The 17,423-nt window shown below is 38.6% G+C and carries 9 protein-coding genes and 5 pseudogenes; 4 read left to right on the top strand and 10 right to left on the bottom strand.

The genetic code is table 11. The features are described from left to right. Positions 1-1,029 precede the first annotated feature (1,029 nt). The gene (locus B4U84_RS26225) at positions 1,030-2,043 is read left to right on the top strand and encodes a DUF3102 domain-containing protein (protein WP_131121138.1); all 1,014 of its coding nucleotides are present in this window, start codon (positions 1,030-1,032) and stop codon (positions 2,041-2,043) included. 21 nt (positions 2,044-2,064) lie between these two features. Beyond that, positions 2,065-2,469 (top strand): annotated as a pseudogene (locus B4U84_RS26220) (IS701 family transposase); the annotation flags it as partial. A 34-nt stretch (positions 2,470-2,503) separates the two neighbouring features. Here the strand turns inward: B4U84_RS26220 and B4U84_RS26215 are convergent. Both B4U84_RS26215 and B4U84_RS26210 read right to left on the bottom strand, forming a co-directional pair. Then, positions 2,504-2,700: pseudogene (locus tag B4U84_RS26215) on the bottom strand (IS5/IS1182 family transposase); the annotation flags it as partial. A 499-nt stretch (positions 2,701-3,199) separates the two neighbouring features. Continuing rightward, complete coding sequence (locus B4U84_RS26210) at positions 3,200-3,784, bottom strand: tyrosine-type recombinase/integrase (protein ID WP_131121137.1); 585 nt, start codon at positions 3,782-3,784, stop codon at positions 3,200-3,202. Positions 3,785-3,984: 200 nt separating this feature from the next. Here B4U84_RS26210 and B4U84_RS26205 point away from each other — a divergent pair, with 200 nt between their 5' ends. Then, positions 3,985-7,062, top strand: a complete 3,078-nt coding sequence (locus tag B4U84_RS26205; protein WP_131121308.1) for a Tn3 family transposase — start codon at positions 3,985-3,987, stop codon at positions 7,060-7,062. 256 nt (positions 7,063-7,318) lie between these two features. Here the strand turns inward: B4U84_RS26205 and B4U84_RS26200 are convergent, their stop codons facing one another. After that, positions 7,319-7,903 (bottom strand): tyrosine-type recombinase/integrase, encoded by a 585-nt coding sequence (locus B4U84_RS26200; protein WP_131121137.1) that lies wholly within the window; start codon positions 7,901-7,903, stop codon positions 7,319-7,321. Positions 7,904-8,103: 200 nt separating this feature from the next. Here B4U84_RS26200 and B4U84_RS26195 point away from each other — a divergent pair, with 200 nt between their 5' ends. Further along, positions 8,104-11,181 carry a Tn3 family transposase gene (locus tag B4U84_RS26195; protein WP_131121308.1) on the top strand — a complete coding sequence of 1,026 codons (3,078 nt, stop codon included), beginning with the start codon at positions 8,104-8,106 and terminating at the stop codon, positions 11,179-11,181. 535 nt (positions 11,182-11,716) lie between these two features. Here B4U84_RS26195 and B4U84_RS26190 read toward each other — a convergent pair. The 7 genes and pseudogenes from B4U84_RS26190 to B4U84_RS26160 form a co-directional block, all read right to left on the bottom strand. Next, a pseudogene (locus tag B4U84_RS26190) lies at positions 11,717-11,833 on the bottom strand (LuxR C-terminal-related transcriptional regulator); the annotation flags it as partial. Further along, positions 11,823-12,296, bottom strand: a complete 474-nt coding sequence (locus tag B4U84_RS31305) for a hypothetical protein (RefSeq protein WP_207391015.1) — start codon at positions 12,294-12,296, stop codon at positions 11,823-11,825. The pseudogene B4U84_RS26190 and the gene B4U84_RS31305, both read right to left, overlap by 11 nt. A gap of 359 nt (positions 12,297-12,655) precedes the next feature. Continuing rightward, a pseudogene (locus B4U84_RS26180) lies at positions 12,656-12,844 on the bottom strand (ISH3 family transposase); the annotation flags it as partial. Between the two features lie 465 nt (positions 12,845-13,309). Then, positions 13,310-14,446, bottom strand: coding sequence for a cystathionine gamma-synthase (locus B4U84_RS26175; RefSeq protein ID WP_131121135.1), 1,137 nt, complete (start codon positions 14,444-14,446; stop codon positions 13,310-13,312). After that, positions 14,436-15,821: a cystathionine beta-synthase gene (locus tag B4U84_RS26170; protein ID WP_131121134.1), complete on the bottom strand. Its 1,386-nt coding sequence runs from the start codon at positions 15,819-15,821 to the stop codon at positions 14,436-14,438. The genes B4U84_RS26175 and B4U84_RS26170 overlap by 11 nt, the downstream gene beginning before the upstream one ends. A gap of 53 nt (positions 15,822-15,874) precedes the next feature. Next, positions 15,875-16,177 carry a pyridoxal phosphate-dependent aminotransferase family protein gene (locus B4U84_RS26165; RefSeq protein ID WP_242677713.1) on the bottom strand — a complete coding sequence of 101 codons (303 nt, stop codon included), beginning with the start codon at positions 16,175-16,177 and terminating at the stop codon, positions 15,875-15,877. Positions 16,178-17,170: 993 nt separating this feature from the next. Further along, a pseudogene (locus tag B4U84_RS26160) lies at positions 17,171-17,423 on the bottom strand (IS1634 family transposase); the annotation flags it as partial.

Here is a 17,423-nt window from a genome sequence, read left to right as displayed (position 1 = left end):
TACCTCATTTTTATGGGCTTTTATCGATAAATCAAGATTTTCACTTTTTTACTGAGTAAGGAAATTACATCAATTTTTATTGGTGCAAGATGTAAAGTATTAAAAATTATCTAATAGATCATATTAGAATACAAAATATCAAATTAAGTAGGTTGATGTTGAAAATTGTCATTATGACAAGGCAGAAGGCAGAAGGGAAGAGCTTTTTGGGCAACTTTACTTTCCGTTACATATTTCGATTTTTTTGCACCGTTCTACTTATAATTTTTACTGAAATTCAAGTTTTTGCTGACATCACAATCTGTCAAGTTTATGTGATTTTTTTCTTTGTTTTTTGCCAAATATATGATTATATAAGGAAAACAAAATTAGTAAAATATTATACATTATTGATTAACAGCATTTTCCGCTACTATTTAAAATAGCGTTTGTTTATAGACGCTCGCGAAAAAATTCATATTAATTGAACCTATATGGGTTTAGAAGATTTGGTAAATTACTGAGATTAAAAGCTTAACTAGTAGAGGAAAATCTAAAAAAGAATAAACACAGAGAGATTGTAAACATATAGTAGTAATCTTTCTTTTTATTGCTTGTGATCTCAAGTATTCAGTTACTCAAGATTTAGATTATTGTAGCTAATTATGTGTATAACTTTTTCATTTAATAGGTTTACTTTTAGTACAAAAAGCTCGCTATTTATGCTATTTATTTGCATTTTCCTTAAAAAAACAGGGTTTCTTTAGAAACCATTCAATTCATTGTTGGGACATTGCGACTATCCAATGAAAGAAACCCTGTTTTTTCTACGTGGAAGAACCTCATTCCAAACGAAATTAGGAAATCAATTAATCTGTATTGATACTGAAATATGATTTATTATCACAAAGAAGGTGTGGCTGAAATAACACATATTTTGGGCTACTAGGGAGCAGAACGCTATTTATAGGATATCGTTGTCTGCTTACTAAGTAAATTACTAAGTGAATTTGATGATTTTTATCAATTAAATATTGGAGTTACATAACCATGAGCTTCTCTAATTCTAAACAAATGGTAGAGCATTATGATGAACCATTGTCTAAACAATCACAACGACAGTTGACTCAAGAAAAAGGTTTTGACTATGCTGTTCTCACTCCTGAAGTCCGAGTTCTTGTGCAAAGTAAAACCTCTGAACTGAAGAGTTTGATGCGTCGGAACGCTCAGGACATAATTGATATTGGGCAGAAGTTGACTGAAGTGAAACAACAGTTAGGTCATGGAAATTTCAGAGCTTGGTTAAAGGCTGAGTTTGACTGGAGTGTGAGAACAGCAGCTAGATTTATGCAAGTAGCTATTCAATTCAAATGTGCCAATTTGGCACATTTGAATATCGCTGTATCAGCTCTTTATCTTTTAGCACAACCATCTACCCCTGAAAAAGCTCGTCAACAAGCTCTAGAAGTTGCAAAAGAAGGTGAAAATATTACTCATACCAAGGCAAAGGCAATTATTCGTCGTAATCAGGAGAAAGCTCAACCTAATTCTCTTATTCCAGCTACTATTGACATCTCTGCAAAGGCTACGGAAGTTAATTCATTGACTTCATCACACATGTATCAATCTCCACAAAGTAATTCTCAAATAGAAGCAAAAGATGAGGCTAATTCAGCGGCAGTAGAGCTGTGGGTTGAGAATGTAGTTAATGTAGAATCGGACAAGAGATTAGGATATAAAGCTGTCGAAAAAATTGATTGGATTTCTAGAGAAAACTCAGAAGTAGCAATTCAATTACAGCCTGAACTCAGCAATTACATACGTGTTCTTAATATTAAACACCAAAACCTAGAGTTAGTCGAAAACATTGCTCAGACTTTTGAGCTAACCTTTGCAGGTGTCTGTGTTGATTTTGAAGGCAACCCAGAAGCATTGATTCTCTTATTTAAACAAATGCAGAACAATCCTGCCTTTACAAAGGAAGTTCTACAACATGCCAAATTGCTTGCGGCAAATACTATAGAAGAACTTCCAAAAAATAAATTATCTGGTGTTGCTGAATAAAGGCATTCTTGACCTGAATGGACATGGGTAGAATATGGTTTTCGACAGTGTAAACAAGAGTTGGGTTGGACAGATTATCGTTTTACTAATTTTCAGCATATTGAGAGGTGGTGGAAAATTATTTTTTGTGTTTACACTATGATTAGTTTAAATTCTCCAGCATTTTTAGATTTAAGTCAATCTCGTCGAATTGAGACTAAGGTACAGAAAAATAGTTCAGTTGATTTTTCCAATCATCAACAATGGAACCATGAATACGGATGGAAAAATAGTTTAAATAATCTGCGTCTAATTATCCAACCACTCTTACTCTTTTGGTTGATTTATCCTTGGCTATATATTTTTCCCAATTCACATTTATTGTTGGTATTTAGTCACTTAATTGCTGCCATGAATGAATTTATACCTTATTATACTTCTGGATGATTTGACTTATTTACCTAGAACACCGATTCAGTAATCAGATAGAAGTAGAGGCAGGCTCAGTAGTATTGGTAAAAATTTTGGCAAGGACATGAAGGTTATGAACAACAGCTACACGACGAAGGTCAAATAAGTTTTTGCGAGAACCGACATAACGAGCCGTTCACCTTGCCAATGACCGATATGGGATAAAGAATGCTCAACACAAACACGTTCACGGAGTTTGGCACGACCAATAGCAGGGCTGTTTCATTCTAAAAAGGAAAATAGTAATAGGATATTATGGGCACAATGTCGTATTGCTCTGGTTAGGGAATCAAAACCATTGTGACGAAACAAGTTAATTACAAAACTGCGAAGAATGGAGAAATTTGCAGATGCATAACCATCAACCATTTGTGCCTTGTCTTCATCAAACACAACATCTTTGACCCAATGTCATCGATTTTCTACACCTCAATGACCACGAATGCCTTGGGCAAAATCTGAAGCTTCAAGGGTCATTGAACTTATGTAATATACGGTTTCCTCATAAGGCTTACCAGCACGAGTACCAAGACGTTCAACTTGAACTATTCGTTTTAGCCCAACCCAATCATTGGACTGTACGTTCGCTCATTTTTAAAGGGTGAGAGGAATTAATGCCTTACTGGGTGGCCGCCGAGATACGTGCAAAATGGGACACGTTGTAAAGTTTTGTAAAGAGATCAGGTTGAAACCATTGATTTTATGTTCAGTCGAGCCAGAAATTTTGGAAGCGATCGCTCGTTAGTTCTGTGTAGCGAATAGTATGTTGAATATTCTTGTGTCCCAGATAAGCCTGAATAGCTCTAGTGTCATGACCATGAGAAGCCAGATAAAACCCGCAGGCATGACGTAACATATGCGGATGTACCGATAACGCTAATCCAGCCAATCTGCCTGCGCGACTAATAATATTAAAAGCTGTGGCAGCAGCCATCGGAGTACCACGCTCAGAAACAAACAGGTAAGGGGAAGCAGGATATGAGCGTTGTAGTTGTCGTAGCCACCTCAACTCTCTGGCACGTAAAGGATGCGTTGAACTGATACCATGTTTGAGTCGATTGATATGAATTGTGCCACTAGAAAAATCTACCTGCTCCCATCGCAGTGCTACCAATTCTGATACACGTAGACCGTGACGATAAGCCAGTAAAATTAAAGTCGAATCTCTGTGACCATGCCGCCCTGTTGATGAGGCTGCTTTAATCATGGCTTCAACTTCATTGGGTAGCAGATATTCTCGTGTGCGTTTCTCTAGGTTCGTGACTTTTTTGGGTGGAGCAGTATGAGTCATAAAAACCAACTTGCCCATAAAAGGTAATTGGGTACTATGGCATTGGGTACGACACAATCAACTCCCCACACATTCCATGTTAAAAACTTGCCCATAAACAGTTCTTTTTGGTAATGTTTCTCTACATAAACTCCAACTCTTGTGGCTGATTGGTGATATATATCTTTTGAAGTGTTAAATCGCACAAAAACATACTGATGGTGACATCGATAGAACGTACCGCTTACCCTCGATTTAAGCGTCAATTGACTGCCAAAGAACTCACCGAAATTTACACACCCAACAAGAGCGAAATTGCTTTTGCTTACGCTACAACTAAGGGTGAAAGTAATATTCTTAACCTAGTATGCCTATTAAAATCATTTCAGCGACTAGGCTACTTTCCTTCTCTAATAGATATTCCTCTCAAAATCGTTAATCATATTCGCAGCAATTTAAAATTCTCAGTTGATACTGTTTTGGGTTATGAAAATCGCAAAACCATGTATCGTCATCGGACTGCTATCCGTGAACACCTCCAGGTAAATCAATTTAATCAAACTGGGCTACATATAGCTATAAAAGCAGTGAATGAATCGGCGACTGTTATGGATAATCCTGCTGATTTAATGAATGTAGCCATTGCTGAATTAGTTAAAAATAGATATGAATTACCAGGATTCAACACATTAAATAGATTAGTCCGTCGAGTGAGAAATGTCGTAAATCAAAGATTATTTTCCCTCGTACTGAGTCGCATCTCGTCAGATTACCAAGAACGCTTGCTGGACTTATTAGAGCGTCATCCACTTGAGTATCAAACCTCATTCAACAGCCTGAAGCAACTACCTAAAAGCCTTACTCGTAACAATATCAATGACTTTATTGTACATTTAATCTGGCTGGATTCTTTGGGTGATGTTAAGCCAATAATCAAGGATATTACCACTGCCAAAATTCACCATTTTGCTGCCGAAGCACGGGTGTTAGATGCCCATGAAATCAAGGATTTTAGTTTATCCAAACGGATTACTTTGATTTTATGCTTAATTTATGCGGCGCAAGTGACAGCACGAGATAGTTTGGTTGAGATGTTTTTAAAACAAATGCGCTCAATCAATAACGACGCTACTAAAGAATTAGAACTTATCAAAAAGAGAATTCAAGAAACGCAAGAGAAATTAGTTGGTGTGTTGACTAATGTTATCCATGTGTTTATGGAGGAAAATCAATTAAATCATGAACCAGTAGTCTCTCACCCAGAGATTGAAGCATCCGATAGTTATTTATCTAATTCAAAGGAGCAGATAACCGAATTAAATCTCTCTACCGAGTTAACAACAAATCAGGGAATATCTCTGTTTCATAAACTAAATAATGTATTTATTCAAGACGGAGGAGCAGAGCAACTGCTCTCGGAATGTGAGGCTATGAATGCTTATAGGGGTAATAATCATCTTCCTCTAATTTGGAAATTTTATAAAAATCACCGTCGGACATTTTTCCGCTTAGTAAAAGCGTTAGATTTCAAATCAACTACCAACGAACAAAGTGTTATTGAAGCATTGCAATTTGTCCTAGAGAATTCTCATCGTCGAGGAGAATTTCTCAAAGCAAGTATTGAACTAGATTTTATTTCAGAACAGTGGCGAAAATTAGTTATAGTCAAGCAAGGAGAGAAAACCAAATTCGTTCGGCGACACTTCGAGGCTTGTATTTTTTACTACCTAGCAGCCGAATTAAGGTCAGGAGATATCTGCGTTGTTGGTAGTGAAGATTACGCCGACTACCGCGAACAATTACTGCCTTGGTCAGAGTGTTTGCCGTTAGTTGACCAATACTGTGAGAATTTAGGCTTTCCTAATACCGCTTGTGAGTTTACCAAGACACTAAAATCCTGGTTGACGGACACGGCGGCTGCTGTGGATGCAGGTTATCCCAATAACCACCAATTTATTATTAATGATGAAGGCGAACCGATACTCAAAAAGTATCAGCGTAACGAGTTGAGTGTTGCGGCCAAAGCTTTAATAGAGAAAATCGAAGAATGTTTTCCAGAAAGAAATTTAATCGATATCCTCAGAAATGTTGACTACTGGACAAATTTTACCCGTCACTTTGGTCCACTGTCAGGTAGTGATCCTAAAATTGAACGTGCGACGGAACGTTATCTTTTGACGACGTTTACTTATGGTTGCAATTTAGGGCCGACTCAAGCGGCCAGACATATGCGAGGTATTGTCACCGCGAAGGAACTGGCATTTGTCAACCGTCGCCATGTAACTGTGGATAAGCTCAATGCTGCATTGGTGGATATTATTAACCGCTACAATGCTTTAAATCTGCCGTCAGTTTGGGGTGATGGTAAAAGTGCGGCGGCAGATGGAACAAAGTATGAACTCTACGAAGAGAATTTACTGTCTGAGTATCATATTCGCTACGGTGGCTACGGAGGAATAGCTTACCACCATGTCTCTGATACCTATGTGGCTTTATTTAGCCAGTTTATTTCTTGTGGTACTTGGGAAGCTGTTCATATCATCGAGGGGTTGTTAAAAAACTCTTCCGATATTCAACCCGATACAATTCATGCTGATACCCACGGTCAATCAACACCTGTGTTTGCATTGGCACATATGCTGGGAATTAAGTTAATGCCTCGGATTCGTAATTGGAAAGATTTAAATTTTTATCGTCCTGACAAAGATACTGTTTATCAGCATATTGATTCTTTGTTCTCGGAAACTATTGATTGGAAGCGGATAGAAACTCACTGGCAAGATATTTTACAGGTTGTTTTATCAATTCAAACAGGTAAGGTATCGAGTACAATCTTATTACGTAAATTGGGAAATTATAGTCGTAAGAACAGGTTATATCAAGCTTTTCAGGAATTAGGACAAGTAGTAAGAACTGTTTTCTTGCTGCAATACATATCGGATATGCAGCTGAGAAAAGAAATTACTGCTGTGACGAATATTGTGGAAGCTTATCATAAATTCTCGAAGTGGTTTTTCTTTGGCGGCTTTGGGGTTGTGATGAAGAATGACCCAATTGAACAGGAGAAGGTGATTAAGTATAAGGATTTGGTAGCAAATGCTGTTTTGTTTCAGAATGTTGTTGATTTAACTGATATATTGCGGGATTTACAGAAGCAGGGATATTTGATTAGTCGTGAGGATGTGGCGGTTGTGAGTCCTTATATTACGGCTCACGTTAAGCGGTTTGGTGATTACTTGATTGATATGGAGACTGTGCCACCTTCATTGGATGAGGTCGAAAGTTTAGTGCTTGCTTAAGCGGGTGGAATCCTTGTAAATGACAGGTTTTTTGTTTACTTCTTAACAAAACTTTACAACGTGTCCCATTTTGCACGTNAGTAACAATACACTCAATTGACCATAACTCATGCCTTTGTGGTTTCCGTGTGGTTTTTTGAGTTTTTGGTCAATACATTTAGCTATCCCCATCTGGGGTGGCCGCCGAGATACGTGCAAAATGGGACACGTTGTAAAGTTTTGTAAAGAGATCAGGTTGAAACCATTGATTTTATGTTCAGTCGAGCCAGAAATTTTGGAAGCGATCGCTCGTTAGTTCTGTGTAGCGAATAGTATGTTGAATATTCTTGTGTCCCAGATAAGCCTGAATAGCTCTAGTGTCATGACCATGAGAAGCCAGATAAAACCCGCAGGCATGACGTAACATATGCGGATGTACCGATAACGCTAATCCAGCCAATCTGCCTGCGCGACTAATAATATTAAAAGCTGTGGCAGCAGCCATCGGAGTACCACGCTCAGAAACAAACAGGTAAGGGGAAGCAGGATATGAGCGTTGTAGTTGTCGTAGCCACCTCAACTCTCTGGCACGTAAAGGATGCGTTGAACTGATACCATGTTTGAGTCGATTGATATGAATTGTGCCACTAGAAAAATCTACCTGCTCCCATCGCAGTGCTACCAATTCTGATACACGTAGACCGTGACGATAAGCCAGTAAAATTAAAGTCGAATCTCTGTGACCATGCCGCCCTGTTGATGAGGCTGCTTTAATCATGGCTTCAACTTCATTGGGTAGCAGATATTCTCGTGTGCGTTTCTCTAGGTTCGTGACTTTTTTGGGTGGAGCAGTATGAGTCATAAAAACCAACTTGCCCATAAAAGGTAATTGGGTACTATGGCATTGGGTACGACACAATCAACTCCCCACACATTCCATGTTAAAAACTTGCCCATAAACAGTTCTTTTTGGTAATGTTTCTCTACATAAACTCCAACTCTTGTGGCTGATTGGTGATATATATCTTTTGAAGTGTTAAATCGCACAAAAACATACTGATGGTGACATCGATAGAACGTACCGCTTACCCTCGATTTAAGCGTCAATTGACTGCCAAAGAACTCACCGAAATTTACACACCCAACAAGAGCGAAATTGCTTTTGCTTACGCTACAACTAAGGGTGAAAGTAATATTCTTAACCTAGTATGCCTATTAAAATCATTTCAGCGACTAGGCTACTTTCCTTCTCTAATAGATATTCCTCTCAAAATCGTTAATCATATTCGCAGCAATTTAAAATTCTCAGTTGATACTGTTTTGGGTTATGAAAATCGCAAAACCATGTATCGTCATCGGACTGCTATCCGTGAACACCTCCAGGTAAATCAATTTAATCAAACTGGGCTACATATAGCTATAAAAGCAGTGAATGAATCGGCGACTGTTATGGATAATCCTGCTGATTTAATGAATGTAGCCATTGCTGAATTAGTTAAAAATAGATATGAATTACCAGGATTCAACACATTAAATAGATTAGTCCGTCGAGTGAGAAATGTCGTAAATCAAAGATTATTTTCCCTCGTACTGAGTCGCATCTCGTCAGATTACCAAGAACGCTTGCTGGACTTATTAGAGCGTCATCCACTTGAGTATCAAACCTCATTCAACAGCCTGAAGCAACTACCTAAAAGCCTTACTCGTAACAATATCAATGACTTTATTGTACATTTAATCTGGCTGGATTCTTTGGGTGATGTTAAGCCAATAATCAAGGATATTACCACTGCCAAAATTCACCATTTTGCTGCCGAAGCACGGGTGTTAGATGCCCATGAAATCAAGGATTTTAGTTTATCCAAACGGATTACTTTGATTTTATGCTTAATTTATGCGGCGCAAGTGACAGCACGAGATAGTTTGGTTGAGATGTTTTTAAAACAAATGCGCTCAATCAATAACGACGCTACTAAAGAATTAGAACTTATCAAAAAGAGAATTCAAGAAACGCAAGAGAAATTAGTTGGTGTGTTGACTAATGTTATCCATGTGTTTATGGAGGAAAATCAATTAAATCATGAACCAGTAGTCTCTCACCCAGAGATTGAAGCATCCGATAGTTATTTATCTAATTCAAAGGAGCAGATAACCGAATTAAATCTCTCTACCGAGTTAACAACAAATCAGGGAATATCTCTGTTTCATAAACTAAATAATGTATTTATTCAAGACGGAGGAGCAGAGCAACTGCTCTCGGAATGTGAGGCTATGAATGCTTATAGGGGTAATAATCATCTTCCTCTAATTTGGAAATTTTATAAAAATCACCGTCGGACATTTTTCCGCTTAGTAAAAGCGTTAGATTTCAAATCAACTACCAACGAACAAAGTGTTATTGAAGCATTGCAATTTGTCCTAGAGAATTCTCATCGTCGAGGAGAATTTCTCAAAGCAAGTATTGAACTAGATTTTATTTCAGAACAGTGGCGAAAATTAGTTATAGTCAAGCAAGGAGAGAAAACCAAATTCGTTCGGCGACACTTCGAGGCTTGTATTTTTTACTACCTAGCAGCCGAATTAAGGTCAGGAGATATCTGCGTTGTTGGTAGTGAAGATTACGCCGACTACCGCGAACAATTACTGCCTTGGTCAGAGTGTTTGCCGTTAGTTGACCAATACTGTGAGAATTTAGGCTTTCCTAATACCGCTTGTGAGTTTACCAAGACACTAAAATCCTGGTTGACGGACACGGCGGCTGCTGTGGATGCAGGTTATCCCAATAACCACCAATTTATTATTAATGATGAAGGCGAACCGATACTCAAAAAGTATCAGCGTAACGAGTTGAGTGTTGCGGCCAAAGCTTTAATAGAGAAAATCGAAGAATGTTTTCCAGAAAGAAATTTAATCGATATCCTCAGAAATGTTGACTACTGGACAAATTTTACCCGTCACTTTGGTCCACTGTCAGGTAGTGATCCTAAAATTGAACGTGCGACGGAACGTTATCTTTTGACGACGTTTACTTATGGTTGCAATTTAGGGCCGACTCAAGCGGCCAGACATATGCGAGGTATTGTCACCGCGAAGGAACTGGCATTTGTCAACCGTCGCCATGTAACTGTGGATAAGCTCAATGCTGCATTGGTGGATATTATTAACCGCTACAATGCTTTAAATCTGCCGTCAGTTTGGGGTGATGGTAAAAGTGCGGCGGCAGATGGAACAAAGTATGAACTCTACGAAGAGAATTTACTGTCTGAGTATCATATTCGCTACGGTGGCTACGGAGGAATAGCTTACCACCATGTCTCTGATACCTATGTGGCTTTATTTAGCCAGTTTATTTCTTGTGGTACTTGGGAAGCTGTTCATATCATCGAGGGGTTGTTAAAAAACTCTTCCGATATTCAACCCGATACAATTCATGCTGATACCCACGGTCAATCAACACCTGTGTTTGCATTGGCACATATGCTGGGAATTAAGTTAATGCCTCGGATTCGTAATTGGAAAGATTTAAATTTTTATCGTCCTGACAAAGATACTGTTTATCAGCATATTGATTCTTTGTTCTCGGAAACTATTGATTGGAAGCGGATAGAAACTCACTGGCAAGATATTTTACAGGTTGTTTTATCAATTCAAACAGGTAAGGTATCGAGTACAATCTTATTACGTAAATTGGGAAATTATAGTCGTAAGAACAGGTTATATCAAGCTTTTCAGGAATTAGGACAAGTAGTAAGAACTGTTTTCTTGCTGCAATACATATCGGATATGCAGCTGAGAAAAGAAATTACTGCTGTGACGAATATTGTGGAAGCTTATCATAAATTCTCGAAGTGGTTTTTCTTTGGCGGCTTTGGGGTTGTGATGAAGAATGACCCAATTGAACAGGAGAAGGTGATTAAGTATAAGGATTTGGTAGCAAATGCTGTTTTGTTTCAGAATGTTGTTGATTTAACTGATATATTGCGGGATTTACAGAAGCAGGGATATTTGATTAGTCGTGAGGATGTGGCGGTTGTGAGTCCTTATATTACGGCTCACGTTAAGCGGTTTGGTGATTACTTGATTGATATGGAGACTGTGCCACCTTCATTGGATGAGGTCGAAAGTTTAGTGCTTGCTTAAGCGGGTGGAATCCTTGTAAATGACAGGTTTTTTGTTTACTTCTTAACAAAACTTTACAACGTGTCCCATTTTGCACGTATCTCGGCGGCCACCCTACAAGTAAGGAACTGTGGCTATGATCGTCGTTCATTTTTATACATTTGCATCAAGCATGGAACCTTGCAATTTACTTACTCAATCCATTGATTGCGTAACTGTTTGCATAAATTCAATATAGGCGATCGCCTTCAAGCTGTCGTCTATAGCAAGTTAAAAATTTTAAACTATAAATTGATAGAGCAACCATGCCATCGTAGAGTAGAAGGCTGGTTCTAACTCAAGTTAGAATCCCAATTCTATCGAAAGTACATCCTATAACCCACATTCCGCACTTCAGAATGTAATATATAATACTTCAACAAATCTTACAAAAAACCGTTAATGGTATTAAGTATTAACACTGCTATTTTTTAGGCTTTTGGCGATCGCTATTTAACTACCATTAGCCCAAACTTTATAAGACAAGCATATTACAAAATGAAGTGCGGAATGTGGGCTATAAATTAACAATGCCGCGTTTAACGGCAACAATTACAGCTTGGGTGCGATCGCTCACATCCAATTTATTCAAAATCCGATTGACATGAGATTTGACAGTGCCTTCACCGATACTGGGGTATAAGTATCATCGGAACAGAAAACCGAGTTAAGCTTATAAAAACTGCATCACAATTTTTATTTTTAATAAAAACTAAATCAGCATAAGAGCAAAATGCTCTATCCCTTAAAAGGATATCCAATGGATTAAGAAACTGATATAAATCTTTGGCTAATTTAATATCATGCGTGTTCAGAATATCTATGCATAGTACTTCTTCGGCTCCAGTAGCTAAACTGAATATCACACCGATTTTTGCAATTGGGAATCCACATCCAGATGCTTGAGTAGAGGGCTGAGGGTAGCATGATTGATTATCTGGAGTATCCGTTTCTTCACCTTCATCAATTCGACGACCAACTACCACCACCTTTGCTTGTTGTTTGGCATAAGCGATAACTTCGTTAAGCTTCGCTAACGCGGTTGCTCGACCGATACCCGATATTCCGCCAGTCACCAAAGCAGCTTTGTCTTTCACTGATATCTTGCACCTAGCTGGATAAACACTGAATATGTAGAATAAAAGTATTAACTATTACATAGTTATCAAGTAACTATATACTGAGTATAAAATAATTTATAATACTTAATAAGGCTTTAAATACTTGAGTATTTCAGGAAATAATTTTATAGATAATGATAATCATGAAGAGGGGCAGGGGTGAGTGGGTGAGCGACGCTCACCCACTCACCCCCAAAGCGCGATTATCATTTTCATGAGTCAATTAATTGGTCTCCAGTACAATTAAATCTGCTGCTCTTATTGCTTAAAGTGACCATTCTTATAGTACCAAAGTACTATTTGTTAGCGATCGCATTGTGCCAGTTGCGTAAGTCCTGATCTAATATTTTCGATGTGTTCTCAATACTATCTCCACTACTAGCTGCTTTAATTAAAATCTCAAATAATGTTTTTTCGTCACAGGCACCTTGGGTATCAATCGATATATTTTMTACTAAACAATTAAGAACTTCGTCAAGCGTCTCTGAGTCTGTAAGAGATGGATTATCTCGTAAAACAGTCAATTTTTTTCACCACATTTTGATTCACAACTCTAAATCATTTCATTTTTTAGCTCGTAGTCAACTATAACTTTTTATTATGTATTTTCCCTGAAAGTGTGCTGCATCTCACCAGCGATCATCCTTTCGGGAAAAGTTTGTGATCTACTGAAATTGGGATGCTCCCAAAATCCGCAGCGATCGCCCTTTCGGGAAAAGTTTGTGATCTACTGACAGTCTGAACTTCGGGCGATCGCAAACCGTGCTGGGTTTTGGAGCGACCCCAACGCAGTACCTCCTTGGGAGTTTAGAAAGCAGGAGCGTTAAAACGGCTAGAAGGCTGAAGAAATTGCGATCGCATCTAAGGGTGTGGTCAAATCCGAATCTGGAAAAGCCTTGGAATTATCGCAAGCGTTATCGCTGACCCTTAATGAAGTGCGATCGCATTACCAGCTAACAACAGCAGTCACGTCACCATGTTCCCTATTCTCAAGACAGAGCATTTTCCAAATCAGCTTGCAAGTCTAATACATTCTCAATTCCTACAGAAAAGCGGATTAAATTATCATTAATTCCCCGCTTATATCGTTCTGCGTCTGGTAAAGAACCATGAGTCATTTTGGCAGGATAGCAAAGTAACGACTCTACACCTCCTAAACTTTCTGCTAGTAAAAACAGCTTGAGCCGCGAAGCAAATTTTTCAACCTCTGCAAAACCACCTTTTAATTCCAAACTAATCATTCCTCCAAAGCCTGACATTTGTGCTTTTGCCAGTTGATGTTGGGGGTGATTAGGTAAACCCGGATAATAAATTTGCTCGACTTGAGGATGCTCTTCTAAGAATTTAGCTAAAAACAAAGCATTTTTTTCATGTTCTCGCATTCTCACTGCCAGAGTTTTAATTCCTCGCAGTACTAGCCAACTATCAAAGGGACTAGGAACCGCCCCGATCGCATTTTGATAAAATTTCAGTTCGGTGTATAGCTGCTCGTTCGATGTCACAACTGCACCACCAATAATATCGCTGTGTCCTCCTAGATATTTGGTAGTACTATGAACTACAATATCAGCACCTAATTCCAGTGGTCTTTGAAAATAAGGGCTAGCAAAGGTGTTATCAACTACTAGAATGATATTGCGTTGACGAGCAATACTTGCTAGTGCAGCAATATCAATGATTTTTAATAATGGATTGGTGGGAGTTTCGATCCAAATTAGTTTGGTATTGGATTGAATAGCATTTTCAAAGTTATTAATATCATCAATATCTACATAGGTGGTTGTCACGCTCCAATTTTTTACCACCCGTTCTAACAAACGATAAGTACCACCATATAAATCATCACCAGCAACAATATGGTCGCCGCTTTTAAGCAGACTTAACACGGTAGTAGTGGCAGCTAATCCAGAGGCAAACGCCAAACCGAATTTTGCACTTTCAATAGCAGCTAAAGCTTCTTCTAAGGCATTACGGGTGGGATTTGCGGTGCGAGAATATTCATATCCTTTGTGCTGACCTATTGCTTCTTGCTGGTATGTAGAAGTCAAATAAATAGGAACAATCACAGCACCAGTTTGTGGATCTGATTGTTGACCTTCATGAATTGCTTTGGTTTCAAATTCCATTGTTTTCCCTTAATTCATTTTGGTTTTGACTAATCCAATATCTAATTAAATCGGCTCTGGTAATTAATCCAATAGGGACACCATGCCGCGTAATAATAATTCCTGTAGTCCCCGATAATAGCACTCGATAAGCTTCTGCAATATCTACTTCTTCATCGAGAATTGGTAGCGGTTTACCCATAACTGCTAAAACTTGCTGGTTAGAAAAATTAATACCATCATGGAGAAATTTCATCAAAGATGCTTCATTGAGACTACCAACTACATGATTATTATCAATTACAGGTAACTGGGATATATTCAGCTTTTGTAACAGACTTGTAGCTTGGCTCAGAGTATCGCTAGAACTAACAGCAACCAAAGAGGGAAAATCAGTTTTTTGCAGCAGAATTTCACCAATTTTTATAGTTTTTACTGTTTTCCCTTCCCAAAAACCATTTTCCTGCATCCAGGCATCAGAGTAGATTTTATTAATGTAGTTTCTGCCTGTATCTGGTAATAGCACCACGATATACTTTGGTTGTGATAACCTAACTGCATACTTGATTGCGGCGGCTACCACTGTACCACAAGAACCTCCTACCAATAAGCCTTCCTCCCTGGCAAGACGACGTGCCATATTAAAAGACTCTTTATCGCTGACTCGAATCATTTCATCGACTAATTGACGATTAAAAGTCTTAGGAATAAAGTCTTCTCCTATGCCTTCAACCTTATAAGATTTAGGGCTATCTCCTGACAGAATAGAACCTTCTGGATCTGCACCAATAATTACAATATTTGGGTTTTGTTCTTTGAGATATTTGGCAACTCCTGAAATTGTGCCACCTGTCCCCATGCCTGCAACAAAAACTTCAACTTTACCTTGACTATCTGACCAGATTTCTGATCCAGTAGTTAAGTAATGAGCTAAAGGATTATTCAGGTTTTCAAATTGATTTGGTCTGTAGGTTCCTGGGATTTCTTTAGCGAGTCTTTCTGCTACACCGTTATAACTTTCTGGTGAGTCAGGTGCTACAGATGCGGGAGTAACTACTACTTCTGCACCATAAGCTTTGAGCAGGTTAATTTTATCCTGGCTCATCTTATCGGGCATGACAAAAATACACCGATATTTTTTGACTGCGGCAATTAGTGCCAGTCCTACACCAGTATTACCTGCGGTAGCTTCAATAATAGTTCCTCCCGGCTGTAATTGACCTGCTTTTTCTGCTTCTTCTATCATTGCCAGAGCAATTCTATCTTTGGTACTTCCACCAGGATTCAGATATTCTACTTTGGCGTAAATAGTAGATTGAATATTTTCGGTTACTCTGTTGAGTCTGACTAATGGAGTTTTACCAATTGCTTGCAAGATATTTTCGTGAGTAGCCATATTTACTCCTCGTCAGTAAAATGCTGTCTGTTTTGTGATTTTTTGGAAAGGCCTTAACCCGGATTTCTCACAAGTGAGAAATCCGGGTTAATGTCTAAACCTAAATACCAACGGACTTTGTTGGCGATCGCCCATTTCAAGAAGCGATCGCCCCAAGTAATTGCATATTGATTAACATCCGCCTCAATTGCCTCATAGGCTGCTTGCTTCAACTCCCGCGGACAGGGAAAATCGGGAAAGCCTTGAGCTAAATTCACTGCACCATATTGCGCTGCCACCCGTGTCATTTCTCGAATCACAGATTCTTTGAACTGCTTTGCCTTCGCTGATATTTTGTGGTGCTGAATCTCTCTCATCTGCCTTCTCCGTGTATAGTTACGTGGAAATCCATAAAATACATCAATTCTATTGATTTACCGTAGTATACTCAATTCCCACAATTAGGGGTAATGTTAGGGTAGCTGCTGGCGAAGTGCCAACTACGCTGGAAGTGTTAATTTATATAGGTTTCAGCACTTTGAATTTCAGATATACTTTTAGGGCGAAAAAGTTCCGGTTTTATGTTGAATCAATAATTAACCCTGTTTTGTCACTTTTGGTAGAGAATAATCTAGAATCCTTGCGGCATAAGGCTTTTACCAAAAACCTTGATTTCAGCCATTCTGGAACGAAAATAAACGCTCAAATTATTGCTCTGCCTACAGTTGAAAATTTGGCTTTTATTTTTCTTTTCTCAGAGTGACAAAACAGGGCTATTCCCCTGCTCACTGGAGTTTAGACTAAAGCACGCGGTCGCGGTGCCAAAAAAGCTGTAAAAAAAATGAAGGGGTACCTGTGGTTAAAACAAGCCCCCCTTAATTGGCCAGGGCTGTTTCATTCTTGGAAGAAAAATGATTCAATCGAAACTGAGGTAACAAACTTAAGCGAGGGTGCGGCGTAGCCGCACCCAAGCGCTAATCAGACTTTCGACAAATTGTCCGGGGGTATCTATGACCTGTACGTTCGCTCATTTTTAAAGGGTGAGAGGAATTAATGCCTTACTGTTAAAGGAAACAATACGATTTTGGATATCCTAAAAGCATCACCATGTAATACATGGAAAAAGTTGAATCAGCATCACCGTGTAATACAGGGGAAAGAAATCGCGGCTTTGCGTGTATTACACCGATGAAAGAAATGCATTGTGAGACTGTTATCTGAAGTCAGGCTTTTCCATGTAATACATGGAAAAGCAGCAATATTCAAAATTCAATTTCTGGTGTATTACACGAAAAGTGCTAATATTGAAATGGGACTTCAATTCTGTGTATCCTCCTTCAGGAGTGATGCAAGTAATTGAGTAAGAGGAATTATGTCGAGCGCACCACCGAATCTATGTGATAAAGGGATTCAGACATTTTCATTAAATAAAGAATTTGTTTTTGAAGCGCGTTAATTGGTGTAATGAAGATGGTAGAATCGGGTAAAAAATAAAGAGTTAAATTACAAAAAGCCTTGAGCATCTGTTCAGCAGAGGGGCGAGCAGTTTTTCGCTTTTGATTACCGTCATAAAGACCTGCCAAAGATTGTTGGGTTTGCTCAAGAGCCAGCCGTACTACAAAC

Source organism: Westiellopsis prolifica IICB1, assembly GCF_004323185.1.
Classification (GTDB): domain Bacteria; phylum Cyanobacteriota; class Cyanobacteriia; order Cyanobacteriales; family Nostocaceae; genus Pelatocladus; species Pelatocladus prolificus_A.
The sequence above is the reverse complement of the archived record's forward strand: the minus strand, read 5'-3'. Positions and strand labels throughout refer to the sequence as shown.

Coding starts and splice junctions, on each gene's coding strand:
- B4U84_RS26225 (WP_131121138.1), top strand. CDS start 1,030: ATGAGCTTCTCTAATTCTAAACAAATGGTAGAGCATTATGATGAACCA.
- B4U84_RS26210 (WP_131121137.1), bottom strand. CDS start 3,784: ATGACTCATACTGCTCCACCCAAAAAAGTCACGAACCTAGAGAAACGC.
- B4U84_RS26200 (WP_131121137.1), bottom strand. CDS start 7,903: ATGACTCATACTGCTCCACCCAAAAAAGTCACGAACCTAGAGAAACGC.
- B4U84_RS26175 (WP_131121135.1), bottom strand. CDS start 14,446: ATGGAATTTGAAACCAAAGCAATTCATGAAGGTCAACAATCAGATCCA.
- B4U84_RS26170 (WP_131121134.1), bottom strand. CDS start 15,821: ATGGCTACTCACGAAAATATCTTGCAAGCAATTGGTAAAACTCCATTA.
- B4U84_RS26165 (WP_242677713.1), bottom strand. CDS start 16,177: ATGAGAGAGATTCAGCACCACAAAATATCAGCGAAGGCAAAGCAGTTC.